The organism is Streptomyces sp. NPDC059092, assembly GCF_042756365.1.
Lineage (GTDB): Bacteria > Actinomycetota > Actinomycetes > Streptomycetales > Streptomycetaceae > Streptomyces.
Window position 1 is genome coordinate 51658 of record NZ_JBHZEJ010000010.1, and the last position, 25461, is coordinate 77118.

22 protein-coding genes and 2 pseudogenes are annotated in these 25461 nt (G+C 71.3%); 10 read left to right on the plus strand and 14 right to left on the minus strand.

Annotation, left to right across the window (positions count from 1 at the left end; translation table 11 throughout):
* Positions 1-146 precede the first annotated feature (146 nt).
* On the plus strand, positions 147-1232 hold the full coding sequence (locus ACFXPL_RS08800; RefSeq protein ID WP_384914756.1) for a family 43 glycosylhydrolase: 1086 nt from the start codon (positions 147-149) through the stop codon (positions 1230-1232).
* A 37-nt stretch (positions 1233-1269) separates the two neighbouring features.
* Here the strand turns inward: ACFXPL_RS08800 and ACFXPL_RS08805 are convergent, their stop codons facing one another.
* On the minus strand, positions 1270-2445 hold the full coding sequence (locus ACFXPL_RS08805) for a serine hydrolase domain-containing protein (RefSeq protein WP_384914759.1): 1176 nt from the start codon (positions 2443-2445) through the stop codon (positions 1270-1272).
* A gap of 755 nt (positions 2446-3200) precedes the next feature.
* On the opposite strand from ACFXPL_RS08805, the gene ACFXPL_RS08810 reads away from it, so the two are divergent.
* Positions 3201-3764, plus strand: a complete 564-nt coding sequence (locus ACFXPL_RS08810) for a dihydrofolate reductase family protein (RefSeq protein WP_384914762.1) — start codon at positions 3201-3203, stop codon at positions 3762-3764.
* Positions 3765-4220: 456 nt separating this feature from the next.
* Here ACFXPL_RS08810 and ACFXPL_RS08815 read toward each other — a convergent pair whose 3' ends face one another.
* The 3 genes from ACFXPL_RS08815 to ACFXPL_RS08825 are packed head-to-tail and all read right to left on the minus strand — an operon-like array spanning position 4221 to position 6866.
* The gene (locus tag ACFXPL_RS08815; RefSeq protein ID WP_384915019.1) at positions 4221-4988 is read right to left on the minus strand and encodes an FAD:protein FMN transferase; all 768 of its coding nucleotides are present in this window, start codon (positions 4986-4988) and stop codon (positions 4221-4223) included.
* Positions 4989-5022: 34 nt separating this feature from the next.
* On the minus strand, positions 5023-5478 hold the full coding sequence (locus ACFXPL_RS08820; protein ID WP_384914765.1) for an FMN-binding protein: 456 nt from the start codon (positions 5476-5478) through the stop codon (positions 5023-5025).
* An 11-nt stretch (positions 5479-5489) separates the two neighbouring features.
* Positions 5490-6866, minus strand: a complete 1377-nt coding sequence (locus ACFXPL_RS08825; RefSeq protein ID WP_384914768.1) for a ferric reductase-like transmembrane domain-containing protein — start codon at positions 6864-6866, stop codon at positions 5490-5492.
* A 158-nt stretch (positions 6867-7024) separates the two neighbouring features.
* On the opposite strand from ACFXPL_RS08825, the gene ACFXPL_RS08830 reads away from it, so the two are divergent.
* A complete protein-coding gene (locus ACFXPL_RS08830; protein ID WP_384914771.1) occupies positions 7025-7801 on the plus strand; it encodes a response regulator transcription factor in 777 nt (258 codons plus the stop codon).
* Complete coding sequence (locus tag ACFXPL_RS08835) at positions 7801-9294, plus strand: sensor histidine kinase (RefSeq protein WP_384914774.1); 1494 nt, start codon at positions 7801-7803, stop codon at positions 9292-9294. Before ACFXPL_RS08830 ends, ACFXPL_RS08835 begins: the two co-directional genes overlap by 1 nt.
* Here the strand turns inward: ACFXPL_RS08835 and ACFXPL_RS08840 are convergent.
* Positions 9291-10031: pseudogene (locus ACFXPL_RS08840) on the minus strand (glycoside hydrolase family 65 protein); the annotation flags it as partial. The gene ACFXPL_RS08835 and the pseudogene ACFXPL_RS08840 sit on opposite strands and share 4 nt — an antisense overlap.
* Before the next feature lie 42 nt (positions 10032-10073).
* Between ACFXPL_RS08840 and ACFXPL_RS08845 the strand changes: the two are divergent.
* Positions 10074-10406: pseudogene (locus ACFXPL_RS08845) on the plus strand (alcohol dehydrogenase); the annotation flags it as partial.
* A 117-nt stretch (positions 10407-10523) separates the two neighbouring features.
* Entirely contained in the window at positions 10524-12242 is a 1719-nt protein-coding gene (locus tag ACFXPL_RS08850; RefSeq protein WP_384914776.1) for a GAF domain-containing protein, read from the plus strand.
* Between the two features lie 47 nt (positions 12243-12289).
* Here ACFXPL_RS08850 and ACFXPL_RS08855 read toward each other — a convergent pair whose 3' ends face one another.
* From ACFXPL_RS08855 to ACFXPL_RS08875, 5 genes are all read right to left on the minus strand, one after another.
* Positions 12290-12994 carry a response regulator gene (locus ACFXPL_RS08855; protein ID WP_384914780.1) on the minus strand — a complete coding sequence of 235 codons (705 nt, stop codon included), beginning with the start codon at positions 12992-12994 and terminating at the stop codon, positions 12290-12292.
* A gap of 116 nt (positions 12995-13110) precedes the next feature.
* Entirely contained in the window at positions 13111-13572 is a 462-nt protein-coding gene (locus ACFXPL_RS08860) for a Crp/Fnr family transcriptional regulator (RefSeq protein ID WP_384914782.1), read from the minus strand.
* A 12-nt stretch (positions 13573-13584) separates the two neighbouring features.
* Entirely contained in the window at positions 13585-14235 is a 651-nt protein-coding gene (locus ACFXPL_RS08865) for a CBS domain-containing protein (RefSeq protein WP_384914784.1), read from the minus strand.
* Positions 14236-14592: 357 nt separating this feature from the next.
* On the minus strand, positions 14593-15618 hold the full coding sequence (locus ACFXPL_RS08870; protein ID WP_384914787.1) for a 6-phosphofructokinase: 1026 nt from the start codon (positions 15616-15618) through the stop codon (positions 14593-14595).
* Between the two features lie 215 nt (positions 15619-15833).
* A complete protein-coding gene (locus ACFXPL_RS08875) occupies positions 15834-16085 on the minus strand; it encodes a hypothetical protein (protein WP_384914790.1) in 252 nt (83 codons plus the stop codon).
* A gap of 354 nt (positions 16086-16439) precedes the next feature.
* Between ACFXPL_RS08875 and ACFXPL_RS08880 the strand changes: the two genes are divergently transcribed.
* Entirely contained in the window at positions 16440-18104 is a 1665-nt protein-coding gene (locus tag ACFXPL_RS08880) for a SulP family inorganic anion transporter (protein ID WP_384914793.1), read from the plus strand.
* Between the two features lie 96 nt (positions 18105-18200).
* Here ACFXPL_RS08880 and ACFXPL_RS08885 read toward each other — a convergent pair whose 3' ends face one another.
* The gene (locus ACFXPL_RS08885; RefSeq protein ID WP_384914796.1) at positions 18201-19100 is read right to left on the minus strand and encodes a universal stress protein; all 900 of its coding nucleotides are present in this window, start codon (positions 19098-19100) and stop codon (positions 18201-18203) included.
* Complete coding sequence (locus tag ACFXPL_RS08890) at positions 19097-19783, minus strand: CBS domain-containing protein (RefSeq protein WP_384914799.1); 687 nt, start codon at positions 19781-19783, stop codon at positions 19097-19099. The genes ACFXPL_RS08885 and ACFXPL_RS08890 overlap by 4 nt, the downstream gene beginning before the upstream one ends.
* A gap of 235 nt (positions 19784-20018) precedes the next feature.
* On the opposite strand from ACFXPL_RS08890, the gene ACFXPL_RS08895 reads away from it, so the two are divergent.
* The 3 genes from ACFXPL_RS08895 to ACFXPL_RS08905 are packed head-to-tail and all read left to right on the plus strand — an operon-like array spanning position 20019 to position 22248.
* A complete protein-coding gene (locus tag ACFXPL_RS08895) occupies positions 20019-21005 on the plus strand; it encodes an Acg family FMN-binding oxidoreductase (RefSeq protein ID WP_384914801.1) in 987 nt (328 codons plus the stop codon).
* 44 nt (positions 21006-21049) lie between these two features.
* Positions 21050-21925, plus strand: a complete 876-nt coding sequence (locus tag ACFXPL_RS08900; RefSeq protein WP_384914805.1) for a universal stress protein — start codon at positions 21050-21052, stop codon at positions 21923-21925.
* Between the two features lie 41 nt (positions 21926-21966).
* Positions 21967-22248, plus strand: coding sequence for a DUF1876 domain-containing protein (locus ACFXPL_RS08905; protein WP_384914808.1), 282 nt, complete (start codon positions 21967-21969; stop codon positions 22246-22248).
* Between the two features lie 339 nt (positions 22249-22587).
* Here the strand turns inward: ACFXPL_RS08905 and ACFXPL_RS08910 are convergent, their stop codons facing one another.
* Both ACFXPL_RS08910 and ACFXPL_RS08915 read right to left on the minus strand, forming a co-directional pair.
* Positions 22588-23478 (minus strand): universal stress protein, encoded by an 891-nt coding sequence (locus ACFXPL_RS08910; RefSeq protein WP_384914811.1) that lies wholly within the window; start codon positions 23476-23478, stop codon positions 22588-22590.
* 187 nt (positions 23479-23665) lie between these two features.
* Positions 23666-25195: an AAA family ATPase gene (locus ACFXPL_RS08915; protein ID WP_384914814.1), complete on the minus strand. Its 1530-nt coding sequence runs from the start codon at positions 25193-25195 to the stop codon at positions 23666-23668.
* Between the last annotated feature and the right edge of the window lie 266 nt (positions 25196-25461).

A 25461-nucleotide genomic window follows, 5' to 3' on the forward strand; every position in this document is an offset into this window, starting at 1 on the left:
GTACGGTATCCGGCCCCCCCCCGCCTCGGGGGCGAAGCGGGGGCTCCCCGTGGTAATGGTCCACACCGGGGGGGGCGGCCGGCCAGCGGCCGGCCGCCCCGGAGCAACGGCGAGCACACCCACCAACCGATGAAGGACGTGCCTCAGTGACTCGTTCCCGATGCCTGTCCGCGCTGATCGCCGCGCTCACCATGGTGATCGCCTTCCTGGCGGCGCCGCCCGCCTCCCCCGCCGTCGCGGGGACCGGCGACCTGCCCGGTTCCGCCCGTGGCGGTGCGATCCAGGGCACGTTCACCAACCCGCTCTCCCAGCACGGGCCCGACCCCTGGCTCACGTACCACAACGGCTTCTACTACCTCGCGACCACGACCTGGAACTCGACGGTCACGATGCGCAGGTCCGCCACCCTGGCGGGGCTCGCCACCGCCACCGACCAGGTGATCTTCCGCCTCACCCGGCCGAACGGCGCCGGCACGATGTGGGCCCCCGAGTTCCACCTGCTCGACGGCCCCAACGGAAAACGGTGGTACTTCTACTACACGGCCGGCCGGGAACCGTACAACCTGGGCACCCAGCGGATCCACGTGCTGGAGAGCGCCGGCCAGGACCCGATGGGGCCCTACAGCTTCAAGGCCGACCTGCTCGACCCGACGCAGGACAACACCTGGGAGCTGGACCCGAGCATCCTGCAACTGGGTGGCAAGCTCTACCTCCTCGGCACCTACTACAACGGCTCACAGCCGATGTTCATCCGCCCCCTGTCGAATCCGTGGACCGCGAGCGGCACCCGACGGGTGCTGTCCACCCCGGCCTACGGCTGGGAGACGGTGGGCGGCGCGGTCAACGAGGGCGGCGAGGTCCTCCAGCGGAACGGCAGGACGTTCATCGTCTACTCCGCCAGCCACTGCTCCACGCCCGACTACAAACTGGGGATGCTCACCTACAACGGTGGTGACCCGCTCGCCTCCTCCTCCTGGGTGAAGTCACCGAACCCGGTCTTCCAGAGGTCCAACGCCAACGGTGTGTACGGCCCCGGCCACAACGGCTTCTTCAAGTCGCCGGACGGGACCGAGGATTGGATGGTCTACCACGCCAACGCCTCGGCCGGCGGTGGCTGCGACATGAACCGCACCACCCGGGCGCAGAAGTTCACCTGGAACGCCGACGGCACACCCAACTTCGGCACCCCGGTCTCCCTCGGCACCACACTGACCGCACCCTCAGGGGAGTAACCGGACGTTCCCGTGAGACAGGGCGGTCCCCCGGCGCTCACGGGGTGCGGCACAGGGCGTGGTCGACGAGGTCGCGCAGAATTTCCTCCTGCCGGGCCGCGACCCGCGGGTCCGCGGCCCGGCTGTGCGCGGAGACGGTCACACCGCGCCGGCCGTCCGTGGTGGTCGCGGCCCGGATGACATATCCGAAGCCGCTTCCACCGTGCCCCAGGTAACCACCGCCGCAGGACAACGGGGTGAAGAACAGTCCCAGGCCGTCCCGGGTGCCCGCCGGATGACCGCCGTCCGACGGCACCGGGACGGTGGTCCGCATGGTGTCGAGTTCGGCGGGCTTCAGCAGCCTTCCGCCGGCCAGGGCGGCGAAGAAGCGGTTGATGTCACGGGCCGTGCCGGTCATCGAGCCGTCCGCCCCGCTGTCGAAGGGACGGTAAGGGATCGTGGTGTCGACCATCGGACCGTCCACGGCGAACCGCTGGTAGTTGGCGGTGTGCGGATACGGCAGGAAGGGCCCGGTGCCGGGGGTGTCGGTGTGCCGCAGACCGAGGGGGCGCAGGATACGGGCGTGGACCTGCTGCTCCCAGGTGTGGCCGGTGATCTTCTCAATGATCATTCCGGCGAGTACGTAGTTCGTGTTGGAGTACGCCCACCGGGTGCCTGCCGGGAAGTCAGGCGCGTGCCGCACGGCCAGGGCGACCAGCTCCTCGGGCTGGTGGGCGCGCCATCGGTTGGCGAAGTAGGTCCGGGCACCAGGGTCGGGGAAGACGTCGTACACGTAGTCGTACAGGCCACTGGTGTGCCGCAGCAGGTCGCGGACGGTGATGCTCCGTCCGTCGTTCCCGGCTCCGGACACCACCCCGGGCAGCAGGTGTTCCACGGTCTGATCCAGGGAGATCCGCTGCTCGCCCACCAGTTGCAGCAGGACGGTGGCGACGTAGGTCTTGGTGATACTGCCCAGACGCAGATAACCGTCCTCCGGAACAGGGCGGCGGGTGACCAGGTCCCCCACTCCGGAGCGCGCCGTGACGGTCCCGCGCGGGGTCTCCACGCGAACCGCCACACCGGTGACCCCGGCGTCGCGCAGCGCGTCCGCGTACCACTGCACGGACGAATCGCTGCCGGAGGGGCGCGGCGCGGCCGAAGCCACGGCGGACGGCACCGAGGAGACGGCCAGGGCCAGCGCAACCGCTGACCACGACGAACGGCGAGAAGTCATGCCACGAGGCTAGGAACGGCCGAGGCCGCCGGCCATCCGGGATACGCCCGGGACCGAACGGGTGCCAGCCGGATGGACAACCGGACTGCCGCTCCTCCACGTTGCCGCGTCCCGGCGTGCCGCCTTCCCGCATGCCCGGGACCCTGGTCCCCGTCCACCTCACCCGGCTCCATCAGCCCGGCCCCGGCCGATGAACTCGGTGCCAGCGGTGTACGGGGCAACGCCACCACCCCCGGCGCGGTCCTCACCGCCACCTACCAGCACGCCTGCCTCGGCCGGATGCCCCGCACCAGCGCGCGGCGCACGACACCGGCATCGCAGCCGCCTACCTGGCCACCGCACAGTGGACCACCGGCACGACCCTCAACGTCGAAGGCGGGCTCACCATCCGCTGGAGCCTGCCTTCAAAGGGGCACCGCGAGTCCGTTCCGCTCGGGGCGCGCGCGTCCACCGACATCGGTCACCGCCCCGACCACCCCCGTGGTCCCCAACCGGCCCCCGTCCGGTTCCCAAACTAATACGGAAAGGCGGTACCGGATTTCTCCGATACCGCCTGCGACCTGCGAAAACACAAGTCAGGACGACAGGATTCGAACCTGATGCATCGGCCATGTGCGCGGCAGTCAGGGCGCTCTCACAACGAGTTGTGACCGAGCGGGGCGCGAGACGGATGTGAGCTCAGATCGCGCACCGATGAGTTTCCCGCGCCGCGCCGGTCTGTACGCGTGAGACCGACTCACGGAAGGCTAGGCGCCATGCGGAAACTGATCTACGGCATGAACCTGACTCTGGACGGCTACATCGCCGCGCCCGGCGACGACATCGGCTGGAGCGTGCCGAGCGACGAGCTGTTCCAGTTCTGGTCCGACCAGTTAGAGGCGACCGACCTGTCGCTGTACGGGCACAAACTGTGGCAGACGATGAGCTCCTACTGGCCGACCGGCGACCAGCAGCCGGGCGCCACCCCGGCGGAGATCGAGTTCGCCCGCCGCTGGCGGGACATGCCGAAGGTGGTGTTCTCCTCGACGATCGACCAGGTCGACTGGAACACCCGCCTGGTCACAGGCGACGCGGTCGCCGAGATCACCCGGCTCAAGGCCGAGGACGGCGGCCCGATGGACATCGGCGGCGCGACGCTCGCCGGGGCGGCCATGCGGGCCGGACTGATTGACGAGTACGTGCTGGCCACCGCCCCGGTCCTGGTGGGCGGCGGCACGCCGTTCTTCACCGCGCTGGACAACTGGGTGAACCTGAACCTGGTGGAGACGCGGTCGTTTCCCTGCGGCGTGATCCTGATCAGGTACGAGACGAGGCGCTGAGCGCCCGTCCGGGAGTCATGGGTCAGATGCTCCGGGAAAGCGTCGCGACGGCACGCGCCTGGCGCCCTCAGACCGAGTAGCCGGACACCCGCCCAGCCCAGTCGCGCCGGTGTTGCCGTTCAGGGGGGCGAGAGCTTGATCAGGTCGGTGAGACGCTGCCGGACCTCGGCCCGGCAGCGTCTCACCCGAACGACGTCGGACAAGGAGCTGGAGTGGGTCTGCCGCTGGAGGCCCGGCTCCAACATCCCCCGCACCGTGTACGTGCGCCCGGCACGGGCCGAGCGGGACGACCCGTAGTGGGGTCACCCTCGGCGGCACGATTCGCGACACCGCCCTCGTGCCGGTCGCCGCCCGTCTCACGCGCACGGTGGGAGAGTCGTGGACGTCGAGTGCGATCTCGTCGGCCCGGCGGCCCGACGGACCGAATCGCCCTTGGCGGGACCTCAGTTCTGACGGTCAAGCATCCGCCGGACCGTACGGACCGGCCCTGTGTGTCGCGGTGTGGACAGGAGTACCGGGAAAGTCCGGCGTCCGCCAGGACCGGCCGTCGGGCAGGACCGCGAACGCCTCGTAGCCGTCGAGGGACTCCACCCAGTCGCGGGCCGCCTCGCCCATGGCGAAGGCGGCGGTGGCGTACGCGTCGGTCAGGGTCGATCCGGGTCCGGTGAGCGTGACGGAGGCGGGGCCCGTGGCGGGCGCGCCGGTGTGCGGATCGACGATGTGGGCGCCACGTTCGGCCATGCCCGAGGTGGCGACGGCCAGGTCGCGGCCGGTGACGATCGTGCACAGCGCGCCCGGCCGCAGTGGGTGGGCGATGCCGATACGCCACGGCGTGCCGGGGGCCGGCTCGCCCCTCAGGCGGAGGTCACCGCCGCCGTTGACACAGGTGTTACGGGCACCCGCGTCGTACAGGATGCGCGAGGTGTGCTCGATCGACCATCCCTTGACCAGTCCGGACGGGTCGAGCGTGCCGCCCGCCCGGTGGCTGAACCAGCCGTCGCTGCCCCGGACGGCGCCTTCGCACAGGGCGAGGACGTCGCGTACCTCCTGGGAGCAGTCGGCCGGTCGTGTCTCGCCGCGCGCCAGGCGGCTGACGGCGCTGTCGGGCCGGTACGGGGAGTACTCGGCGTCGACGTGGTGCAGCCAGGCCACGGCCTCCCGCAGGGCCTCGTCGACCGCCGGGGTGCGGGGGTCGCGGATGTCGAAGGAGAAGACGGTGCCCATGACGTGCTCGACGTGGCGGAGGCCGGCCGGGCCGTCAGACACCGGCCCGGTCCAGCGCGCTCTGCAGGGACTGGATGTAACCCTGGCTGGTGTAGCTGGCGCCGGAGACCGCGTCGATGTGCCCGCTGTTCGCCGCGAGCGCCTCCTGTGTCAGTTGGGGTACGGCGGTGGCCGCGAGCTGGCTGCTGCGGCCGTCCCCGGAAGGTGCCTGCACGACCTTGACGGCGGTCAGCCGTCCGTTCTTGACGGTCGCGGCGACCTGCACCGTGCCGTACCGGGTGGGCACGGCGTCGCCGGTGTAGGTGCCGCCGGTCGGTTGCGAGCCGCCCGGTGCGGGTGACGACGCGCTCCGCGCCGGGGGCGCGGCGGGCGCCGGGGGCGCGCCCCCGGCGAGTACGGCGGTGTGGTGCGGTTTCAGGGAGAGCAGCAGGACGACGACGGCGCTGGTCGACGCGGCGGCCAGCACGGCTCGACGGACGGGTGCGGACATGCCGGGGCTCCTCAGAACGCGAACGACTCGTGGTGGATGTGGCGGCGCGGCACCCCGGCCGCGCGCAGGGCACGGCGCGCCGCGTCGGTCATCCCGGGCGGTCCGCACAGATACACCTCGTGCGCGGCGAGGTCCGGCACCAGGCGGGTCAGGGCGCGGGCGGTGAGTGGCACGGCCCTGGACGAGGTCATGGGTGCCCAGGTCGTGTCCGGTTCGTCGACGACGTAGTGCACGACGGCGCCCCGGGTCGCGGCGATCGCGTCGAGTTCGCCGCGCAGCGCCAGGTCCTCCGGGCGCCGGGCCCGGTAGACCAACGTCACCTCGCCCGGCAGGGTCTCGAAGAGCACCCGTAGCGGGGTGATCCCGACGCCGCCCGCCATCAGCAGCACCTTGGGCGACCGGCGCCGCGCCGCAGTGAAGGCGCCGTACGGGCCCTCTGCCCACACCCTGGTGCCGGGCCGCAGCGTGGCGAGGGCGGCGCTGTGCCCGCCGGCCGCCTTGACGGTGATCCGCAGTTCACGCGGGTGCGGTGGCGCGGAGAGCGAGTACGGGTTGGCGGCCCACCACAGGCCCGGCGCCAGGAAGCGCCAGCGGAAGAACTGTCCCGGGCGGGCGCTGAGTTCGTCCAGGTGCCTGCCGGTCAGATGGACGGAGACGACCCCCGGTGCCTCGGACCGCAGACCGGCGACGCGCAACCGGTGGCGCAGGGCACGCCGTACGGGAACCACGAAGCGGTACCAGCCGATCAGCGCGGCAACACCGAGGTACAGGACGTACCAGGCCGCTTGCGCGGCCGGGTGGCCGACGAAGTCCGCGCCGTTGCTGAGCTGGTGGGAGAAGGCGAGGAAGACCGCCAGGTAGGTCGCGAAGTGGAGATGGTGCCAGGTCTCGTACCGCATCCTGCGGCGCGCGGCCCGCGCCGAGAGGATCCCGGTGGCGATCAGCAGCAGGAAGGCGGCGGTCGCCTTGAGCATGTCCGGGTAGTGCAGGACGAGCGTGGACGTCTGGTCCACCACTCCGGTGCCCGAGGTCAGGGCGTACCCCCAGATGATGAGCAGCGTGTGGGCGAGTACGAGGGAGACGGTGCAGCGGCCGCCCGTGGCGTGCCAGCGGGCGAGCCGGTCGCTGCCGACGGTGTGGTCCAGGAGGGGAACGCGGGACATCAGCGCCACCAGCACGGCGCAGGCGTATCCGGCCAGCAGTCCCGTGATGCGGCCCGCGTCGGTCAGCCACCCCGCCGCGCCCACCACCGAGGTGGTGTCGCGCCACCACAGGGCGAGCACTCCGGCGGCGCCCACCCAGATGGCGCACTGAGTCAGCAGTGGAACGAGCGAGCGCGGACGCGCCTCGCGGCCCACTGGATGGCGGGTGTGGATCGCCGTGCTCATGGGGCCTCTCTCCTGCAAGGTGAGAGCCAGCGTCACCGCGCGACCTCTGAGAAGCCTCTGAGAAGGCCGGTCCGGCCAGGGTCCCGTCCCTTTTCAGAGGAAACTCAGAGCCTGCCGGTCGCCCCGCGCCACCGCTCGCGCGCGATGCTGGATCCACCATGAACACGCACAGTTCCCCGCTCCGCCTGTACGGCGACGACGGCGGTCCCGTCCGGGTGCTCGTCGTCGACGACGAGCCCGACCTCACCGAGGTCCTGTCCGGCGTGCTGTCGGACGAGGGCTGGCAGGTCCGTACCGCCGCCGACGGGGCGGGCGCCGTCGCCGTCGCCCGGGCCTTCCGGCCGCACGCGGTCGTCCTGGACTGGATGCTGCCCGACATGGACGGTCTGCGGGTGTTGCGGGAGCTGCGGGCGGCGAGCGGGGAGCTCGGACATGTGTGTGTTCTCTTCCTCACCGCGCGGGACTCCGTGGAGGACCGTGTCGCCGGGATCACGGCGGGCGGCGACGACTACGTGACCAAACCCTTCAGTCTGGAAGAGGTGCTGGCGCGGCTGCGCGGGCTGCTGCGCAGGGCGGGCATGGCGCGCGAACCCGGGGCGGGCCGGCCGGACGGCGGCGACCTGCTGGCCGTCGGCGACCTGCTGGCCGTCGGCGACCTGATCATGGACGAGGAGGCGCGTGAGGTGACCCGGGGTGGCGCGCTCGTGGAGCTGTCCCGTACGGAGTTCGAACTGCTCAGGTTCCTGATGCGCAATCCGCGCCGCGTGATGTCCAAGGCGCAGATCCTCGACCGTGTCTGGTCGTACGACTTCGGTGGCCGCGCGCATGTCGTCGAGCTCTACATCAGCTACCTGCGCAAGAAGGTCGACGCCGGCCGGACGCCGATGATCCACACCGTGCGCGGGGTGGGCTACGTCCTCAAGCCGGCGCCCTGATGCGCGCCGGAGCCCGTGCCCGGGCGGTCGGCCTGACGCGGCGGTTGCGCCCTCGTACCCTGCGCGGTCAGCTCACCACCGGGCTCGTCGTCCTGCTGGCCCTCGCGTGTCTGGCCGTGGGCCTCACGACCGTCCTGGCCCTCGAAGGTTTCCTGGTGCGCCGGCTGGACCAGCAGCTCACGGCGTCCGGGGGACGCTTCGCGGCGAGCCTGGAGCACGAGGCGACGCCGGACTCCGACAACCGGCCCGACACCCGGGGCCAGTCGGAGGGCACGTTCGGCGCGCGCCTGCTGCGTGGTACAGCCACCCAGGCGGCCGTCGTACGGGACCGGACGGACGCCCCGGTGCCGCTCACCGACGAGGACCGGCGGGCTCTGGCAGGCGTCCCCGTCGATGAGGACGGCCACAGCCGACGGCTGTCCGCTCTCGGCGCCTACCGCCTCACCGCCGTACGGGGCGACGACCAGGACGTCCTGATCACCGGGCTGCCCCTGCGGCCCGTGGAGGAGACCGTTCACCGGCTGGAGGGCGTGGAGGCGGTGGTCTTCGGGGCCGCCCTCGTCGCCACCGGTGTCGTGGGAGCCCTGTGGGTACGGCTCTCCCTGCGGCCCCTGCGGCGGGTCACGGCCACTGCGGCGAGCGTGGCCGAACGGCCTCTGGCCAGCGGTGACGTCGCCATGCCTGAGCCGGTCCCGGTCACCGACCCCCGGACCGAGGTGGGACAGGTGGCCGCCGCGGTCAACCGCATGCTCGGACATGTCGGCAGCGCCCTGGAACGCCGCCAGGCCAGTGAGGAACGGCTGCGCCACTTCGCCGCGGACGCCAGCCATGAACTGCGCACCCCCGTGGCCAACATCCGCGGCCACGCCGAGCTGGCGCTGCGGCACCGCGGCCCGGTACCGCCCGAGGTCGGGCGTGCGCTGGACCGGATCCACGCCGAGTCCCACAGGATGAGCCGCCTCGTCGACGACCTGCTGCTGCTCGCCCGGATCGACGCGGGGAGCGCCCTTGACCGGGCCCCGGTGGATCTGACCCGGCTCGTCCTCGACGCGACGGAGGACGCGCGGGCCGCGGGCCCGGGGCACCGGTGGCTGCTCGACCTGCCCGAGGAGGCGGTGACGGTCACGGGAGACGAACACCGGCTGCACCAGGCCGTCGGCAACCTCCTCGCCAACGCCCGCACCCACACCCCGGCCGGCACCGAGGTCACCGTACGGCTGCGGGCCGGTGCCGAGGCCGGCTCAGGCCGCCCCCTGGTCAGGCTCACGGTCGCCGACAACGGGCCCGGCATCCCCGCGGAGCTCCGGCCCGAGGTCTTCGGGCGCTTCGTCCGCGCGGACCACAGCCGCTCGCGCACGGCAGGAAGTACCGGCCTGGGACTCTCCATCGTCCACGCGGTGGTGACCGCGCACGGCGGCACGGTCGGTGTCGCGAGCCGCCCCGGGCACACGGTGTTCACCGTGGACCTTCCCGCACCGCCGCTGGAGGGTTAGGGGCCTTCCGGACCGCACAGATCGAGCCGGCGGGCCGTGCCGGGAGCGACGGTGGCCGTCCGGCCACGGATCGCCACGCGTACGGAATCCTCGTTCGGACTCCGCGACCGCGACGCGTACCCGCCCCGTCCGGAACCTGGGGTCCACGTCCCAGTGGCCCCGGTAACGGACGCGGAACCCGAACGTCGGCAACTGCGACAGCGGCGAGGGATCCGGCCGCAGCGCGTCGACGCCGGCCTCCAGGCCGGTCAGACCACGCTGCACGAGATCCAGGGTGCCGGCCATCGCACCGAGGTGGACGTTCCGGCGTGGTCCCGCCCTGGACATCCGCCACGTCGCCGGTCAGGGCCTCCTGCGCGTACGTCCACGCCTCGTCGCCGTGGACCCGGGCCAGCACCCAGGCGTGGACCAGCGCGCTGAGGGTGGAGCCGTGGCTGGTGCGGCGCAGACAGTAGTCGACGGTGGTCCGCCCCAGGTCGTCGTCGAGACGGCGGCCGAGCTGCCGGAACACGAAGCTGAGCTCCCGGGGCGGGAAGAGGTGTCCGAGCATCAGCACATCGGCCTGCTTGGACGCCTGGTAACGGTTGGGCCGTGTCTCCCTCGGCCTCCAGGATCCGGTCCAGCCTGCGGATGTCGCCGTGCCTCTTGCTGTATCCCGCCCAGTCCAGCTCGGCCCGTTCCCCGTACCCGGCGAACGGGCTGATGACCCCGCGGTGGTACGGCACGTGAAGCCGGTGGGGATGTCCGCCCAGCGCTCTGGCCGGATCGTCGCTGTCGACCCCATCGAGGCCGTGGGCGTGCCGGAGAGCTTCGAGCTGTGCGCCCGGGTGGTACGTCCAGGCGGTCATGTCGCCGATGTCGGGGTGCACGGCAAGCCGGCCGTGCTCCACCTGGAAGAGTTGTGGATCAAGGATGTGACGATCACGACCGGGCTGGTCGACACCCGCTCGACCCCGATGCTGCTCCGGATGGCGGCGGCGGGCCGGCTGCCCACGTCGGCGCTGGTCACACACCGCTTCGGCCTCGACGCGATGGAAGAGGCGTACGGAGTGTTCTCGCGAGCCGCCGCGGATGGGGCCCTGAAGGTGGTCCTGGAGCGGTCCGCCGGCTGAGCGGATCTGTCCATCCGTCCGCGGTCGGCCGGGCGCCAGGATGCCCGGCGCCATGGACCGTTACCGTGGACACGTGGAGTACTCCGCTCCGCTCGGCAGGGCTCGACGGAGGACACGGTGACCGAGGACGGCGGCAAGCGCGCGTACGGCGCGCCTCCCGGGCTGGACGTGCTGCCCCGGGAACTGCGGGCGCATCTGGCCGCCGTGGAGCGTGGGGCCGGGGAGTCGATGCGGAGCCTCCTCGAAGCCGTGCTCTCGGTCGGCCGGGAGCTGGAACTCCCCCAGGTGCTGCGGCACATCGTCGAAGCGGCGACGGTGCTCGTGGACGCCGAGTACGGAGCCCTGGGCGTCATCGGCGAGGACACCCGCCTCTCGCAGTTCCTCACCACCGGCGTGAGTGAGGAGCAGGTGCGGGCGATCGGCCCTCTCCCCTCCGGCCACGGAATCCTCGGCGAGCTGATCCGCCACCCCGAGCCTCTGCGCCTGTCGGAGCTGTCCGAACACCCGGCCTCCTACGGATTCCCGCCGAACCACCCGCCGATGCACTCGTTCCTCGGGGTGCCGATCAAGGTGGGCGACAAGGTGTTCGGCAACCTGTACCTCACGGGGAAGCGGGGCGGCAAGGCATTCGACGGCGAGGACGAGACCGTCCTCCTGACACTGGCCATGGCGGCGGGAGAGGCCATCGAGAACGCGCGGCTGTACGAGATGTCGTGCGACCGGCAGCGCTGGCTGGAGGCGAACGCGGAGGTCGTCGCCGCCCTGTTGTCGGGGCAGGACGGCGACCAGGTGCTGCGTCTGATCGTCGGCCACGCGCGCAGGATCCTCACCGCCGACATGGGCGCGCTGGCACTCCCGGCCGACGGAGGCGGGGGCCTGCGGGTGGCGTACGCCACCGGGGTGGACGCGGACATCCACGACGGGCTGCTCCTCCCGTGTGAGGGTTCCCTCGTCGGCGCGTCGTTCCAGGCCGGTAAACCGCTCATCAGCGTGGATGTACAGCACGATCCGCGCATCACCGCGGGCCCGCCTCGATGGCGCGGTCTGCGGTTCGCCGTCGCCGTGCCCCTGGCCGTCGGAGACACGGTGCGAGGCGTTCTGCTCCTGGCACGGAGTGCCGAGCGGGAGCCCTTCACCGAGGCCGGGACGGCCCCGCTGCTGGCCTTCGCCGGGCAGGCGGCGCTCGCCATGGAACTGGCCGAGCGACGCCATGACGCCGAACAGATCGCCCTGCTGGAAGACCGCGACCGGATCGCCCGTGACCTGCACGATCTGGCCATTCAAAGGCTGTTCGCGACCGGCATGACCCTGCAGAGCGCCCTCCGGTTCGTGGATCACCCTCAGGCGCGTGAACGGCTGCTGCGCGCCGTGGACGATCTCGACGAGACGATCAAGATCATCCGTTCGACGATCTTCAGACTGCGATCCCGTGAGACGGGGCGCGCCCGCCAAGGGCTGCGGGCACGGACCACCACCGTGGTGGAGGAGGCCGTGCGCGCCCTCGGCTTCACCCCCGCGGTGCGGATGGAGGGGCTGATCGACACCGATGTGCCAGTGGTGACCGGTGACCATGTCGTGGCTGTCCTGGGCGAGGCGCTGAGCAATATCTGGCGCCACGCGCACGCCGACGCCGCCGAGGTCTCCCTCGTGGTCCATGACGGGCTGCTGACCCTGACCGTCTCCGACAACGGCACCGGCATCGCGCCGGACGGCCGCCGCAGCGGGCTCGACAATCTCGCCCGGCGGGCGGAGGACCTCGGCGGCGGGCTGACCTTCGGAACACGCCGCCAAGGGGGCACCCGGCTGGTGTGGACGGTGCCACTCGTCCACACCTGAGCCGACCTCCCGATCCGGGCCGTCGTCCGGGGCGCCCCGGGCGCGGGTCAGCGGTGTCCGTGTTCGCCGGTGACGGGGCGCGCAGCGGACTGGGTGGCGAGAACCGCGGCCTGGATGCGGCGTGCGACGCCCAGCTTGGCCAGCAGGCGCGAGATGTGGTTCTTGACGGTCTTCTGTGACAGGTACAGACGCTTGCCGATCTCCTGGTTGGTCAGCCCTTCTCCGATCAGGACGAGGATCTCCCGCTCCCGCGGCGAGAGCTGCGACAGCGCGTCCGCCCCGGCACCGGGGGCGTCCTCCTCGCCGCGCAGACTGCTCATCAGCCGGGTCGTGGTCGCCGGGTCGAGCATGGACTGACCGGAGGCGACGGTCCGTACGGCCGCGACGAGGTCCGCCCCCTTGATGTCCTTCAGCACGTAGCCGGCCGCCCCGGCCATGATCGCGTCCAGCAGCGCGTCGTCGTCGTCGAACGACGTGAGCATCAGGCAGGCGAGTTCCGGCATCCGCGAACGCAGCTCCCGGCAGACCGTGATCCCGTCACCGTCCGGCAGCCGTACATCGAGAACGGCCACGTCGGGCCGGAGCGCGGGCACCCGGGCAAGAGCGTGGTCGACCGTGGCCGCGTCCCCCACAACATCGAGATCCGGCTCCGCCTCCAGCAGGTCCCGCAGGCCACGCCGGACGACCTCATGGTCGTCGAGCAGGAAGACCCTGATCGGGCTCTGGGGTGAGAACCGCCGTACCTCGCTCATGCTCACTCCTCCGACGCGCTCGCCGCGCCCTGTCTCCGTGTCCCCTCCATCGTGGGCCCGGTCCGCCGGTCGGGCCAGGGGCCGAACGGGCCCCGGGTGACCCGCCCCGCGGCGGGTCACCCGGGCACGGTGCCGCTGCCCTGTGGTCCGTACAGGTCGAGGAGCCGGGTACGGCTGCCTCGCAGCCGGTCCGCCACCACCTCGGCCACGGTCCGGTACATCGCGCGGCCGAACACCGGATCTGCCTCGCACAGAGCCCGTACGACCGTGGCGTCGAACTCCTCCGCGTGGACGGTACGGACGGCTTGCGCGCCCAGATGCCACACGTAGGGAGCGATCAGCCAGGACCAGCCGAGCAACTCACCGGGGCCGAGCGTCTCGACGACGGCCGCCTGCCTGCCGGGAACGTGCAGGTCGAGCGCGACCTGGCCGCTGCGGACCACCCAGAACCGGTCGGCACGCCGGCCCTCGTCGAAGATGCGCGTGCCACCGGGGAACGTCACCTCCGTGACGACTTCCCGCAGCCGTTCGCGCCGGTCACGGGTGAGCCCGTCGAACAGGTTCCTTGTACCGGTCATCGTCGTCGCACCTCATTCGCAAGCGTGTGCGCATCGGCCGGTCAGCTCGTTCACCACGGCGACCACTCCGTCCACACGGGCCACCATCCCCGCCGCGACGGATACGTCCGCGCCGCACCGCAGAGAGCCGCGCAGGGTCACCACGCCGTCGACGACCGATACCGTGAGCGGGGCGGGATCGAGCCACAGGGCGCGGACCACTACCTCGTCGAGTATCTCGTCGCGGAGGTCGGAGTCGGGGCGGACGAACACCCGCAGCAGATCACGCCGGGTGATGATGCCGATGAGCCGGGCCTCCTCGTCCACCACCGGCAGTCGGCCGACATCACGTTCGGCCATGGTGCGACCGGCCAGCGCGACGGAGTCGACCGCGTGGACCGTGACCGCAGGAACCGACATCAGTTCCCCGACGGTGGGATCCGCGGCGCCCGGCCGAACCGGGAGCGAGCCTCCGGCGGGCCGGTGCGAGCCTCCCGTCCTGTCCCGGTGCCGCGCGAGATCGGAACGCGAGACGACTCCGACGACCTTGTCGTCGTCGTCCACGACCGGCACCCCGCCGATACGGCGCTCCGCGAGCGACCGGGCGAGGTCCGCAACGGGGGTGGCCGGTCCCGCGCGGACGGCGTCCGCGGTCATCACGTCACCGGCCCTGCGCAATCTCATCTCGTGGTCCTTCATCCGATCAGGGAGATCGGACTTCCACCATCCGCCCCTGAGCGGGCGGCCCGCTGGGGCTGTCCGGTGCCGAGGTGCGGGCCGTTCGGCCCTCGGCGGATACCGTCGACGCGACGGCACCTCGGCCACCCGAATCTGCCGGCGGCCGCGTGGCGCGGCCTGAGGAGTCCGGGGCTGACCACAGTGTCACCAGCAAGACGCGTGTCCATCGCGGACCTGGCGCCGCGCCAGCGCCGCCGGTCATGGTCCCCGGACCGTGGCCGGGCCACCGTCCCGCACGGACTTCTCCTCCACCACAGTGTCCTGGTTGGCGTCCTGCCCCTCGCCGGCCTGCGATCGAGGGGATCAGCCGAAGAAAACCCCGAACTCTGCGTACAGCGACTGATCCACCACCCTGGTCCTCGTCCCGGCGTCGGGGAGGGGAACACGGATGATGTCGGTGCCGCGCAAGGCCGTCATCGTGCCGAAGTCGCCGTCCCTGACCGCGTCGACGGCGTGCAGACCGAAGCGCGTGGCCAGCCACCGGTCGAAGGCACTCGGGGTTCCTCCGCGCTGGATGTAGCCGAGTACCGTCGTACGGGCGTCCGTGCCGGTGCGTCGCGAGATCTCCTGAGCCAGCCACTCGCCCACGCCGGACAGTCTCACATGGCCGTACTCATCCAACGAACGGTCCTTCAGGATCATCTGGCCCTCCTGGGGCACGGCTCCCTCTGCCGCGACGACGATCGGTGCGTAGTTGAACTTGAACCGGCTCTTCACCCAGGCACAGACCTGATCGATGTCGAACGGCCGCTCCGGGATGAGGATCACGTTGGCGCCACCCGCGACACCCGCGTGCAGGGCGATCCACCCGGAGTGGCGCCCCATCACTTCCACGACCAGGGTGCGCCTGTGTGACTCGGCGGTGGTGTGGAGGCGGTCGATGGCCTCGGTCGCGATGCCGACTGCCGTGTCGAAACCGAAGGTGTAGTCGGTGCCGGGAACGTCGTTGTCGATCGTCTTCGGCACGCCGACCAGATGGATCCCCTGACGGCTCAGTTCGGCCGCCACGCCGAGCGTGTCTTCGCCGCCGATCACGACGAGGGCGTCGATGCCGCGTGCGGCGAGAGTTTCCTGGATGCGCCGTACCCCGTTCTCGTGCTTGAACGGGTTGGTGCGTGACGATCCGAGGATGGTTCCTCCGAGTGGAAGGATCCCCCGCACGTCGGCGATGTCCAGCGGCACGACGTCGTTCCGGAGCGCACCGAGCCAGCCGTCACGCAGGCCGACGAAATCGAAGGCGTACTCCTGGACGCCCTTGCGGACGACGCTGCGGATCACCGCGTTGAGGCCGGGACAGTCTCCTCCACCGGTCAGCACTCCCACCCTCATGGTCTCTCCTCCCTCCGCACCGCTGACGTCGCCGCACCATCGTGCGACTCGGTCGGGTGCGGGGATGTGGCCGAACGGCGGCACCGTGCGCCGCGTCGGCCCGTCAGTCCCAGTCTCGGCTCCACGTCCCCGCCGCGCATTCCCAGGCGCACCCGCCCCGGTCCGTACGCCGTCGGCCGGCCTCGGCGGCGCGGGCGCGGCAGCCCCGGGAATTGTTATGTGCTCCGCAGCAGGAGACGGGCGTCGCAGACGGCACGTGTCACGCGGTGGATCAGTCGCGGGAGCGCGGCTGCCACCGGAGCGCTCAGTCCCGTGCCGAGGGTGAAGTCCGCGCCCTCCACCGCGTGCACCACGAGCGAGCGCGGCACACGGTTGAGCGCCGTGGCGAGTGCGACGGTCTCGCCGAGCCCCAGGGCGTGGGTGCTGCCGGAGCGGTCGGCGAGCCCCGCCACGCGTTCGGCGGACACGGCGTGCGGCCGTCGCGGACGGCCAGGATGCGCGTCCAGATGGTCCAAACCACCAGGATGCCAAGAAGTGGGGGCGCCACAATGAGAGCACTCGCCCTCCGGGCCAGGCGCGCGCACTCTCCAGCAGCGTGAGCGCCGGGGCACGGAACGGTCGTGCTGCCACGGCCCCGGAGCGGGGCCGGCCGGTCCCCACAGTAAGAGCGGCGCCTCCTGAGGCCGTCGGTCGCTGTCGTCCCGGGTACCTGCCGCAGCGGGGGCCGAAGGCAGCGTGGTGAAAGGAGACCGGTGCCCCGGCACACCCCCGACGGCAGTGGGAGGCGGAATCGGCTTCGGCCCCGGGTTCCGGGTGTCGCGATGCTCGCCGGTTACCGGCGCTCATGGCTGCCGGGTGACCTGTTGGCGGGCATCACGGTCGCGGCGTATCTGGTGCCCCAGGTCATGGCCTATGCGAGTGTCGCGGGGGTACCGCCGGTCACAGGTCTGTGGGCGGTCCTGCCCGCGCTGACGCTCTACGCGCTGCTCGGTTCGTCCAGGCTTCTCTCGGTGGGCCCGGAGTCGACGACCGCGCTGATGACCGCAGCGGTGGTCGGCCCGTTGGCGGCGGGGGATCCCGGACGCTACGGAGCACTGGCCTCCGCGCTCGCTGTCACGATCGCGCTGTTGTGTCTGGCGGCATGGGCCGCCAGGCTCGGGTTCCTCGCCGATCTGCTGTCACGACCGATCCTGGTCGGCTACCTGGCCGGCATCGCCGTCCTCATGACCGTGGACCAATTGCCCAAGCTCACCGGTGTCCCGACGACAGGCTCCGACTTCTTCCCGCAACTGCTTTCCTTCCTGCGCAACCTCTCCGGTGCGGAGGCGGCGACCATGGCCTTCAGCGCCGCTCTCCTCGCCTTTCTCTTCGTCGCGCCCGACGTAGGGCAGGCGGTTCCCCGGCCACTGCTCGCCGTGCTGCTCGGCACCGGCCTCGTCGCGCTGTTCGGCTGGGAGGACCACGGCATCGCGGTCGTCGGAACAGTCCCGTCCGGGCTGCCCCACCCGGCGCTGCCCGACCTGAGCGAGCTTCCCCGCCTGCTGGTGCCCGCGCTGGGTGTCCTGCTCGTCGGCTACAGCGATGTCATCCTGACGGGACGCGCCTTCGCCGAACGCGACGAGCGCGGGCGGCTCGATCCGAACCAGGAATTGTTCTCCCTGGGCACGGTGAACTTCGGCGCGAGCCTCTTCCACGGCTTCCCGGTGAGCAGCAGCGCCAGCCGAACGGCTCTCGCGGCGTCGACGGGCGCGAGCACCCAGATGTACTCGCTGGTGGCCTGCGCGGCCGTCCTCGGCGTGCTGCTGTTCCTCGGACCCGTCCTCGGCCACATCCCGGTCCCCGTGCTGGGGGCTCTCGTCGTCTACGCGGCCGTGCGGCTGATCGACCTCGCGGGATTCCGCCGGCTGGCGGCCTTCCGGCGCCGGGAGTTCTTTCTGGCGGCCGGCTGTCTGCTCGGCGTGCTGGCCCTCGGCATCCTCTACGGGGTACTCGTTGCCGTGGGGCTGTCCGTGGCCGAACTCCTGAGCCGGGTCGCCCGCCCCCACGACGCCGTCGAAGGGCTTGTCCCCGGAGTGGCCGGCATGCACGACGTCGATGACTACCCGAAGGCCCGCACCATCCCCGGACTGCTCATCTACCGTTACGACTCGCCTCTCTTCTTCGCCAACGCGGAGAACTTCAGGCATCGCGCTCTGGCTGCTCTGGACGAGCAGACTCAGCCCGTGTTCTGGTTCGTCCTCAACACCGAGGCGAATGTGGAGGTCGACATCACCGCACTGGACTCCGTGGAGGAACTCCGGCATGAGATGACCGAGCGGGGAATCGTGTTCGCCATGGCACGGGTCAAGCAGGACCTGCGCGACCAACTCGACGCCTACGGGCTGTCCGAGTCCGTGGGCAACGGCCTGATCTTCCCCACCCTGCCGACCGCCGTGGCCGGCTACAGAAAGTGGCGTGCGAACGTGGATGGTGATGCGGGCGGGTAGGTGACCGCCCCGGGACCCCACGGTCCCCCCACGGCTGAGCCGAATCCACGAAAGTCGGATTCCGGGGGCATCCGTCATCGGATTCCCGGTGACGGATCACTCGTGAGGGACGACGGCCACCGGGCACGGGGCGTGGTGCACCGCCACCGACAGCACGTGACCGATGCGGGGGGAGAGCGCGGAACGCTTCTTCCGGCGTCCCACCACGAGCAGTCCCGTCCCGGCTGTGTCACGTACGAGGGCGCGCGCCGGGCTCTCCATGCGCACGCTCTCCACCACCCGCACTTCCGGGAACCGGTCGCGCCAGAGGCGCAGCGTCCGGGTCAGTTCGTGTTGTGCTCGGGTGGTCATCTCATGGGAGATGTACGGGTCGATTCCTCCGCGGTTGTACGCGGGGGGCGGCAAATTCCTGCCGTGCACCACCCGTAGGACGGCCGCACGTCGGGCCGCCGTCTCGAATGCGTAGGTGAGGAGGGTCTCGGGTGCCCCGTGCAGGCTCAGCCCGAGCACCACATCTCCGTTCTCCTTGATCGAGGCCGGGTCCTCCCTGGCGCGTACGAGAACCGTCACGGTTTCGGACCGTGCCAGTACATGCATGCCGATGTCGCCGAGAAAGTAGCCGGCCAGTCCGGTCACGTCGCGCGACCCGAGCACCAGCGACTGTGACTCCGCCGCGGCGTCGAGCAGTGCGTTCACCGGTTCCTCGGCGACGAGGTCCTTGTACACCGGCAGGCCGGGGAAACGTTCCTCGACCGTTCTGGCCGCCTCGGCGACGATCCGCTTGGGCCAGTAGTTCCGGTCGTTCTCCTGCGGCTGATCGCCCCATTCGGGGGCGAGCATCACCCAGGCGTACAGAAGCCGCAGGGTCGCGTCGCGCGCCGATGCCTCCTGTGCGGCCCACAGTGTGGCGGAGAGCGACTCAGGGGTGCCGTCCAGCCCCACGGTGACCACCGGCTTCGTGGCCTCGCCCGCTTGGGCTGCCTCATCCGTGTTCATGGCGTGGCTCCGTGTCCCGCACGGACAGGACCGGTCCGGTCCGCCCGGTACCTGAGCCGCTCGGAGACCGAGACGACCCCGTCCACACTGGTGCACAGCCGTACGAGTACGGGAATCATCCCGCTGTCGTCGACCGTGCCGCGCAGGAAGACTTGCCCCTCGGTGACCTCGACGGTGACGTCCGACGGCGCGAGGCCCAGCGTCGCGCCCAGCACGTCGTGTGTGATCTCCTCCCGGATCGCCGGGTCCCGCCGCAGGAACACCCGGAGCAGGTCGGCTCGGCTGACGATGCCGAGCAGCCTGTCCGCCTCGTCGACGACGGGCAGCCGCTTGATGTTCTGCACGTCCATGAGCCGTGCTGCCTCCACGACGGTCCAGTCGGGACGCGCGCACAGCGCCGGGGCGGACATGATCTCTCCGGCGTCGCGGCCCTCGGCTCTGGCCCGTTCCCACGCCTCAAGGTGTGGCAGCGGCGTTCTGCCCGACAGGTCGGATCGGTCGGCCGCCTTGCGCAGCAGATCCGCTTCCGACACGATGCCGGCCGGGCGGCCCACGCCGTCGAGCACGGGCACGGCGCTCACGTTGTGCTCCATGAGTGTCCGGGCGATTTCCTTGAACGGTGTGTCGATCCGCACGCTGACGACGTCGCGGGTCATGAGCTCACTGATCCTGCGGTGATCCATGTCCGGGCTCCTTCGCGTCACCGCGACCGCCAAACCACGGCCACTCCTCAAGGGTGGGTCGGCGTCGCCGGTCCGCGGCAGGTGCCACCCGGCCCTTCCCGTACACCGGGAAGCCCCGGGGCCGTGGTCCGAATGGGGCCATCAGCCACGGGTCGGGGCCTACCGGCCCCTGCCGCGAGCCGCTCGCCCCGGCGGACGCTGGGAGCGAGGAACAGGACAAGACCGGGAGGATTTGGTGTCCGTACACACACCGGGCAAGGTGGCCGTGGCCGAAATCGTCCGTGCCGCGACCGCCGCACCGTCCATGCACAACGCGCAGCCCTGGCGCTTCCACTACGCCCGCGGCAGCCGGACCTTCAGCCTCTACGCGGACCTGACCCGTGCCATGCCGCACGCCGACCCCACCACACGCGGGCTCCACATCGGCTGCGGCGCGGCCCTGTTCAACCTGCGGGTGGCCGCCACCCACGCACGCCTGCGGCCGGTCACCCGGCTGCTTCCCTGCCATGCGGACCCCAGTCTGCTGGCGACCGTACGGCTCGACGACGCCGACGGTCCCATGGACGGAATCACCGTGCTCCACCCGGCGATCCATGACCGTCACACGAGCCGGTACCCCTTCACCGGCCGGCGTGTACCGACGGAGGTCCGGCACGCGCTCACCGAAGCCTCACACCACGAGGGAGCGGACCTGGCCTTCCCGGCCGGTTCCCATCTCCGGACCGTGCTCGACCTGATCCAGGACGCCGAGGGATACGGTCACATGGACGCCTGCCGGGAAGCGGAGACGGAGCGGTGGACACGGGACACCACGACGCGAGCGCCCCTGGACGGCGTACCGGAGTACGCCTTCGGGCCGCTCAAACGGGGCGGATCGGCTCCGGTCCGGGACTTCGCCGGCCGCACCCCGGCTCACGGACGGGGCTTGGCCGACTTCGAGGACCATCCCCAGCTCGCCCTGCTGCGCACCGCACGGGACGGTCCGGCCGACTGGCTGCGCGCGGGTCAGGCCCTGGAACGGGTCCTGCTCATCGCCACGCTCCACGGCCTGAGCGCTTCTTTCGCCACCCAGGCACTCGAATGGCCGGATCTGCGCTGGATACTGCGCGATCCCGACTCGGGCAGAGGGCACGTCCAGATGGTGATCAGGCTGGGTTACGGGCCGACGGGACCGAGGACGCCCCGCCGTCCCGTACCGCACGTACTGGAGGTCGAGGACTGACCGCCGGCCATCGCACGTCTCCGAGAGGAAGGGCTGTGGGAGGGATGGAACTTCCCGTGGTGGTGGGAGTGGACGGATCGGAGGGCAGCCTTCAGGCGGTCGACTGGGCCGCGGCCGAGGCGGAGCGCTCGGGTCGGCGCCTGAGACTGGTGCACGCCTCTCCGCGGGAGCATTACGCGGGGATGCGGCCGAGACTTTCGGAGGGCCGGCCCTCCGAGCAGGCCTTCGCGGAGAATCTCGTCGCGGCGTCCGAGGAACGCGTACACCGGCAGGCTCCCGACGTGAAGATCTCCACCGATGTGCGGCCGGAGGATCCGGTGACGGCACTGCTCGAAGAGGGCACCGAGGCGGCGCTTCTTATCCTCGGACCACGCGGGCACGGCCCGATCGCGGGCATGCTCCTGGGATCGGTGAGCCTGGCCGTCGCCGCCAGGGCGTCCTGCCCGGTGGTGGTGGCCCGCGGCGCCGAACCGAACAGAACGTCCGCTTACGGCCGTGTCGTCCTCGGCATCGGAGAGACCACCGGATCCACCACCGTGGCCCGATTCGCCCTCCAACAGTCCCGGGCGAGACGGTGTGAACTGACCGCGGTACGCGCCTGGCGATGTCCCCCGTACGAGAACATGCCGTATCCGCTGGTCGACGGGGAGCAGACGCGCGCCTACCGGCAGCAGGCCGACGAGTGCCTGGACCACGTCCTCGGTGTCACCGCGCGCGATGTCACGGAGGTCACCGTACGGCGCAAGCTCGTCCAGGGCGCGGCGCACCAGGCACTCGTCGAGGAGTCCGCGAGCGCGGACCTACTGGTCGTCGGAGCACAAAGGCGGCGAGGGGTGGTCGGGTTGCAGCTCGGCCGGGTCAACCACGCGGTGCTGCACCACGCGGCGTGCCCCGTAGCGGTCGTACCGGAAGGACACTGACCCGCCCGGGCACGACGACCGGGCCGACGAATGGAGCGACCATGAAGGCCAAGCAGTGGAGTGCGCAGATCTACCTCACCGAGGACGGTGACGAGACACGGGCGCGTGCGGTCCTGATGACGCAGAACTCCGCGCACACGGACACCTCGCGCGTGGTGGGCCGGGGGGTGGCGCGCCGGAATCCCCTCGACCGCTCCATCCCCGAGATCGGCGACGAACTGGCCGCGAGTCGCGCCTTGGAGGACCTTGCCGTCCGTCTGCACGATGTCGCGTCCGACGACATCGTGCAGTTGACCGGGCCGGCCGACCCGTCCTTGTGGTGACGTCAACCTCGTGCCTGAGTTCGAAGGTCTCGGGGTGCCGATAGTCTCGGGGTGCCGACAAGAACCGTGTCACCGGTCCTGCTGGCCCTGTTCGTTCACGGTTCGTTCACGCGGCGAGGGAGAGGCCGGGCCGGCAGGGTGGCTGACACGGGTGCGGTCGAGGGACCGTGGGGACCAGCGGGACGCCGGCGCCTTGTCGGCGCCGGTCCAGTCCAGGAGAAGACCTCCAGCAGCACCTCCGGCACGAAGATTCAATCCGATCCGCGCGTGAGACCTCCCGCTTGAGACCTCCACGGTTGGCCCAAGAGGGCCAGGTCCCGTGACGGAGCCCAGCTCCCGTCAGCCGCGCGGAATCACGGCGACCGGACAGGGCGCATGGTGCAGGACCGCATGCGTGACCCGCCCCAGCGGCGAGCCGATACGGTGCGCGGGCCTGCGGGCGCCCATCACCAGCAGACCGACGTCGACGGACGCATCCACCAGAGCACCGGCCACGGAGGTGGCCCGGACGGTTTCCACACTGACTGTGAGGTCCGGGAACTCCTTCCGGACCGGTTCGACCATGTGTGACGTGGCTTCGCGCTCCGACTCGGCCAGGCCGCTGAGATCATCGACCATCGTCGCCATGGACCCCACGTTCTGGAGGAACAACCAGACGCTGACCACCCGGAGTGGCGCATGGCGCAGCCGCGCGGTCCGTGCCGCGTACATCAGGGCGTCCCGGTCGCCGTCGTCCCGGACCGCGACCGCCACGCCCCCGCCCGCGCCCTCCTCGACGCGACGCACGACGACCACGGGGCCTTTCGCGCGTGCGGCGGTACGAAGCCCGACCGAACCCACGAGCAGGGCGGTGAACCCGCCCAGCCCTCGGGAACCGACCACGACGGTGCCGTCCTCCCCCGCCGCCTCCAGCAGACTCTCCGCCGCCTCTTCCCGGCTCAGCACCGTCGAGACGGGGACGTCCGCATGCTCGCGGGCCGCCCGCGCCGCGGCCTTGTCGAGCGTCTCCCGCGCCTCGCGGAGGACGGTGTGCGCGTCGTCGAAGGCCAGGTACCGCGCCTGTTCGACCCCGATCGCGTGAACGACGGTCAGTGACCGGTTCCGCGAGGCAGCCTCGTCGGCGGCCCAGATCAGCGCCCTGGCGGCGTGGCCGGATCCGTCGGTGCCGACCACCACCGGTCCGAGTGCCCGCGTACCGAACGTGCCGCTGGCGCTGGTGCTGCCGTCCATGGCCTGCCTCCTCCTGGTCCGATGCTCGCCGAGGAACGCGGGAAGCGGTTTCCTCGCCCATGGCCCTTCCCACGCTGTCAAGGCGCGTGTGGGCGAGGCGAGGGCCATCGGGGGCGCTTCGAGGGCCGAAGGGACCAGAAAGCCGGGACGTGATAACTGTGCGGAACGTGATCGGTGTCCGGACCGCTCAGTCGGGCGCCATGTACGGCCGCCGGAAAACGGTCGTCCGCTCGGCGCCGTCGGGACGCACTGCCGCGACCGCCCGCCCGACCGCGGCCTCCAGGGTCCCGCTCGTGTCCAGCGTGACAGCCTCAGGCCATGGTTCCGCCGCCGCTTCCATCGCCTCGCCCACATCGGGACCGGCGTCGGACGGGCCGGGCGGGCGGGCCGCGAGCCGGTGTGCGGCGACTTCACGGGGGACCTCGCAGCGCAGGGAGACCAGATCGGCACCGCGGCCCCGGGCCGCTTCGGCGGCGGCGCTCCGCCACTCCCCCGCGTTCCAGGTCGCGTCGAGCACCACGGATTCCCCGGCGGACAGCAGCGCCGAGGCACGGTCGATCAGTTCACCGTAGGTGCGCCGCGTCCACGCGGGGGTGTACACGCCCTTCTCGTACTCGGCGGGCGCGGGCCGCTCCGGCGGCAGGCCCGCCAGTTCCTTGCGCAGCCGGTCGCTGCTCAGCAGGGTGAGGCCGAGCCGGTCGGCGAGCGCGCCGGCCAGCGTGGACTTGCCACTCGCGGGCAGGCCGCCGACCAGGACGAGCCGTATCGCGGAGGTCCGCAGGTGACGCACGGTGATGTCGGCGAACCGTTCCGCCTCCGACCGTGCGACGAGGACGCCCTGTCGCTCCCGGAACACGGACACCTTGGCCCGGACGAAGGCGCGATAGGCGACATAGTGGTGACGCAGGGACGGTGGAGCATGGTCACCCGAGTACTCGCTGTAGCGGGCGAGGAAGTACGCGGCGGCCTCCGGCGCGCCCAGCCGTTCCAGGTCCATGGTGAGGAAGGCCGCGTCGTCGAGTCCGTCGACGTGGCGGAGCGTGTCGTCGAACTCCAGGCAGTCCAGGACACGGGGGCCGTCGTCGAGACAGAAGATGTCCTCGGCCATCAGGTCGCCGTGGCCGTCCACCACCCGCTCCTCACGGACACGGGTGTCGAAGACGTCCTTCCGGCCCGCCAGGTAGCGGCGTACGAGATGCGCGATCTCACCGATGTGTGGCAGGGGAGGCTGCTCATCCAGTGCGTGGATCTGCTCGAAGCTCGCTTCCCAGCGGGCGAGCAGGGCGTCCCGGGTTCCCTCGTGGGCGATCACAGCCGTCCGTGGCGAATCGGCGTGGCAGGCCGCGAGCACCCGGGCGGTCCGCCGTAGCGCGTCGTCGACGGGAGCGCCGACGGCGACCAGATGCGCGAGCCTGCGCTCGGCAGGCATCCGGCGCATCACCACGACCGGCTCGGGCGGACCGCCCCATGGCAGGCTGAGCTCGGCGACCCCGTCGTACACGTCTGGCGCGAAACGCCGGTTGAGCCGGACCTCCCGCTCGCACGCCGCGCGTCGGGCCCGGGGGCTACGGAAATCGAGAAAGCCCAGGTCGACGGGTTTCTTCACCTTGTAGGCGTGGTCCCCGACGAACAACACGACCGCGGTGTGCGTCTCGGCCACCGCGGCGGCCCGCGAGGCGCCCATGCCGTTGGTCCCTTCTCCGGATTTCGATGACATCACCGGCTCCTCCGCGCAGTGACCGACCCCGCGCCGGGGCCGGGCGTCAGCAGGTCCATGGTGCGCGGCCGTCGTGCCCGGTGCGTAGGGCCGAGTAGTCCCCCTGCGCTCCCGTGTGGACCGGTCAGCCCTGCCATGGAACCGACCGGCCCTCGCGCGGATCTCCACCGAACCGGCAGTGTGAGAGTGACGGGGGGCTCGTTCCTGAACTCGAAGGATGTGCGTTCACCATGCCGGATCACAGGCGAGGGGAACCGCTCGGTCGG

What these genes read in the sequence shown, in the direction of transcription:
- ACFXPL_RS08805 (WP_384914759.1), bottom strand. Translation starts at nt 2,445, where the DNA reads ATGACTTCTCGCCGTTCGTCGTGGTCAGCGGTTGCGCTGGCCCTGGCC.
- ACFXPL_RS08810 (WP_384914762.1), top strand. Translation starts at nt 3,201, where the DNA reads ATGCGGAAACTGATCTACGGCATGAACCTGACTCTGGACGGCTACATC.
- ACFXPL_RS08815 (WP_384915019.1), bottom strand. Translation starts at nt 4,988, where the DNA reads ATGGGCACCGTCTTCTCCTTCGACATCCGCGACCCCCGCACCCCGGCG.
- ACFXPL_RS08820 (WP_384914765.1), bottom strand. Translation starts at nt 5,478, where the DNA reads ATGTCCGCACCCGTCCGTCGAGCCGTGCTGGCCGCCGCGTCGACCAGC.
- ACFXPL_RS08825 (WP_384914768.1), bottom strand. Translation starts at nt 6,866, where the DNA reads ATGAGCACGGCGATCCACACCCGCCATCCAGTGGGCCGCGAGGCGCGT.
- ACFXPL_RS08830 (WP_384914771.1), top strand. Translation starts at nt 7,025, where the DNA reads ATGAACACGCACAGTTCCCCGCTCCGCCTGTACGGCGACGACGGCGGT.
- ACFXPL_RS08835 (WP_384914774.1), top strand. Translation starts at nt 7,801, where the DNA reads ATGCGCGCCGGAGCCCGTGCCCGGGCGGTCGGCCTGACGCGGCGGTTG.
- ACFXPL_RS08855 (WP_384914780.1), bottom strand. Translation starts at nt 12,994, where the DNA reads ATGAGCGAGGTACGGCGGTTCTCACCCCAGAGCCCGATCAGGGTCTTC.
- ACFXPL_RS08860 (WP_384914782.1), bottom strand. Translation starts at nt 13,572, where the DNA reads ATGACCGGTACAAGGAACCTGTTCGACGGGCTCACCCGTGACCGGCGC.
- ACFXPL_RS08865 (WP_384914784.1), bottom strand. Translation starts at nt 14,235, where the DNA reads ATGAGATTGCGCAGGGCCGGTGACGTGATGACCGCGGACGCCGTCCGC.
- ACFXPL_RS08870 (WP_384914787.1), bottom strand. Translation starts at nt 15,618, where the DNA reads ATGAGGGTGGGAGTGCTGACCGGTGGAGGAGACTGTCCCGGCCTCAAC.
- ACFXPL_RS08880 (WP_384914793.1), top strand. Translation starts at nt 16,440, where the DNA reads ATGCTCGCCGGTTACCGGCGCTCATGGCTGCCGGGTGACCTGTTGGCG.
- ACFXPL_RS08885 (WP_384914796.1), bottom strand. Translation starts at nt 19,100, where the DNA reads ATGAACACGGATGAGGCAGCCCAAGCGGGCGAGGCCACGAAGCCGGTG.
- ACFXPL_RS08890 (WP_384914799.1), bottom strand. Translation starts at nt 19,783, where the DNA reads ATGGATCACCGCAGGATCAGTGAGCTCATGACCCGCGACGTCGTCAGC.
- ACFXPL_RS08900 (WP_384914805.1), top strand. Translation starts at nt 21,050, where the DNA reads ATGGAACTTCCCGTGGTGGTGGGAGTGGACGGATCGGAGGGCAGCCTT.
- ACFXPL_RS08905 (WP_384914808.1), top strand. Translation starts at nt 21,967, where the DNA reads ATGAAGGCCAAGCAGTGGAGTGCGCAGATCTACCTCACCGAGGACGGT.
- ACFXPL_RS08910 (WP_384914811.1), bottom strand. Translation starts at nt 23,478, where the DNA reads ATGGACGGCAGCACCAGCGCCAGCGGCACGTTCGGTACGCGGGCACTC.
- ACFXPL_RS08915 (WP_384914814.1), bottom strand. Translation starts at nt 25,195, where the DNA reads ATGTCATCGAAATCCGGAGAAGGGACCAACGGCATGGGCGCCTCGCGG.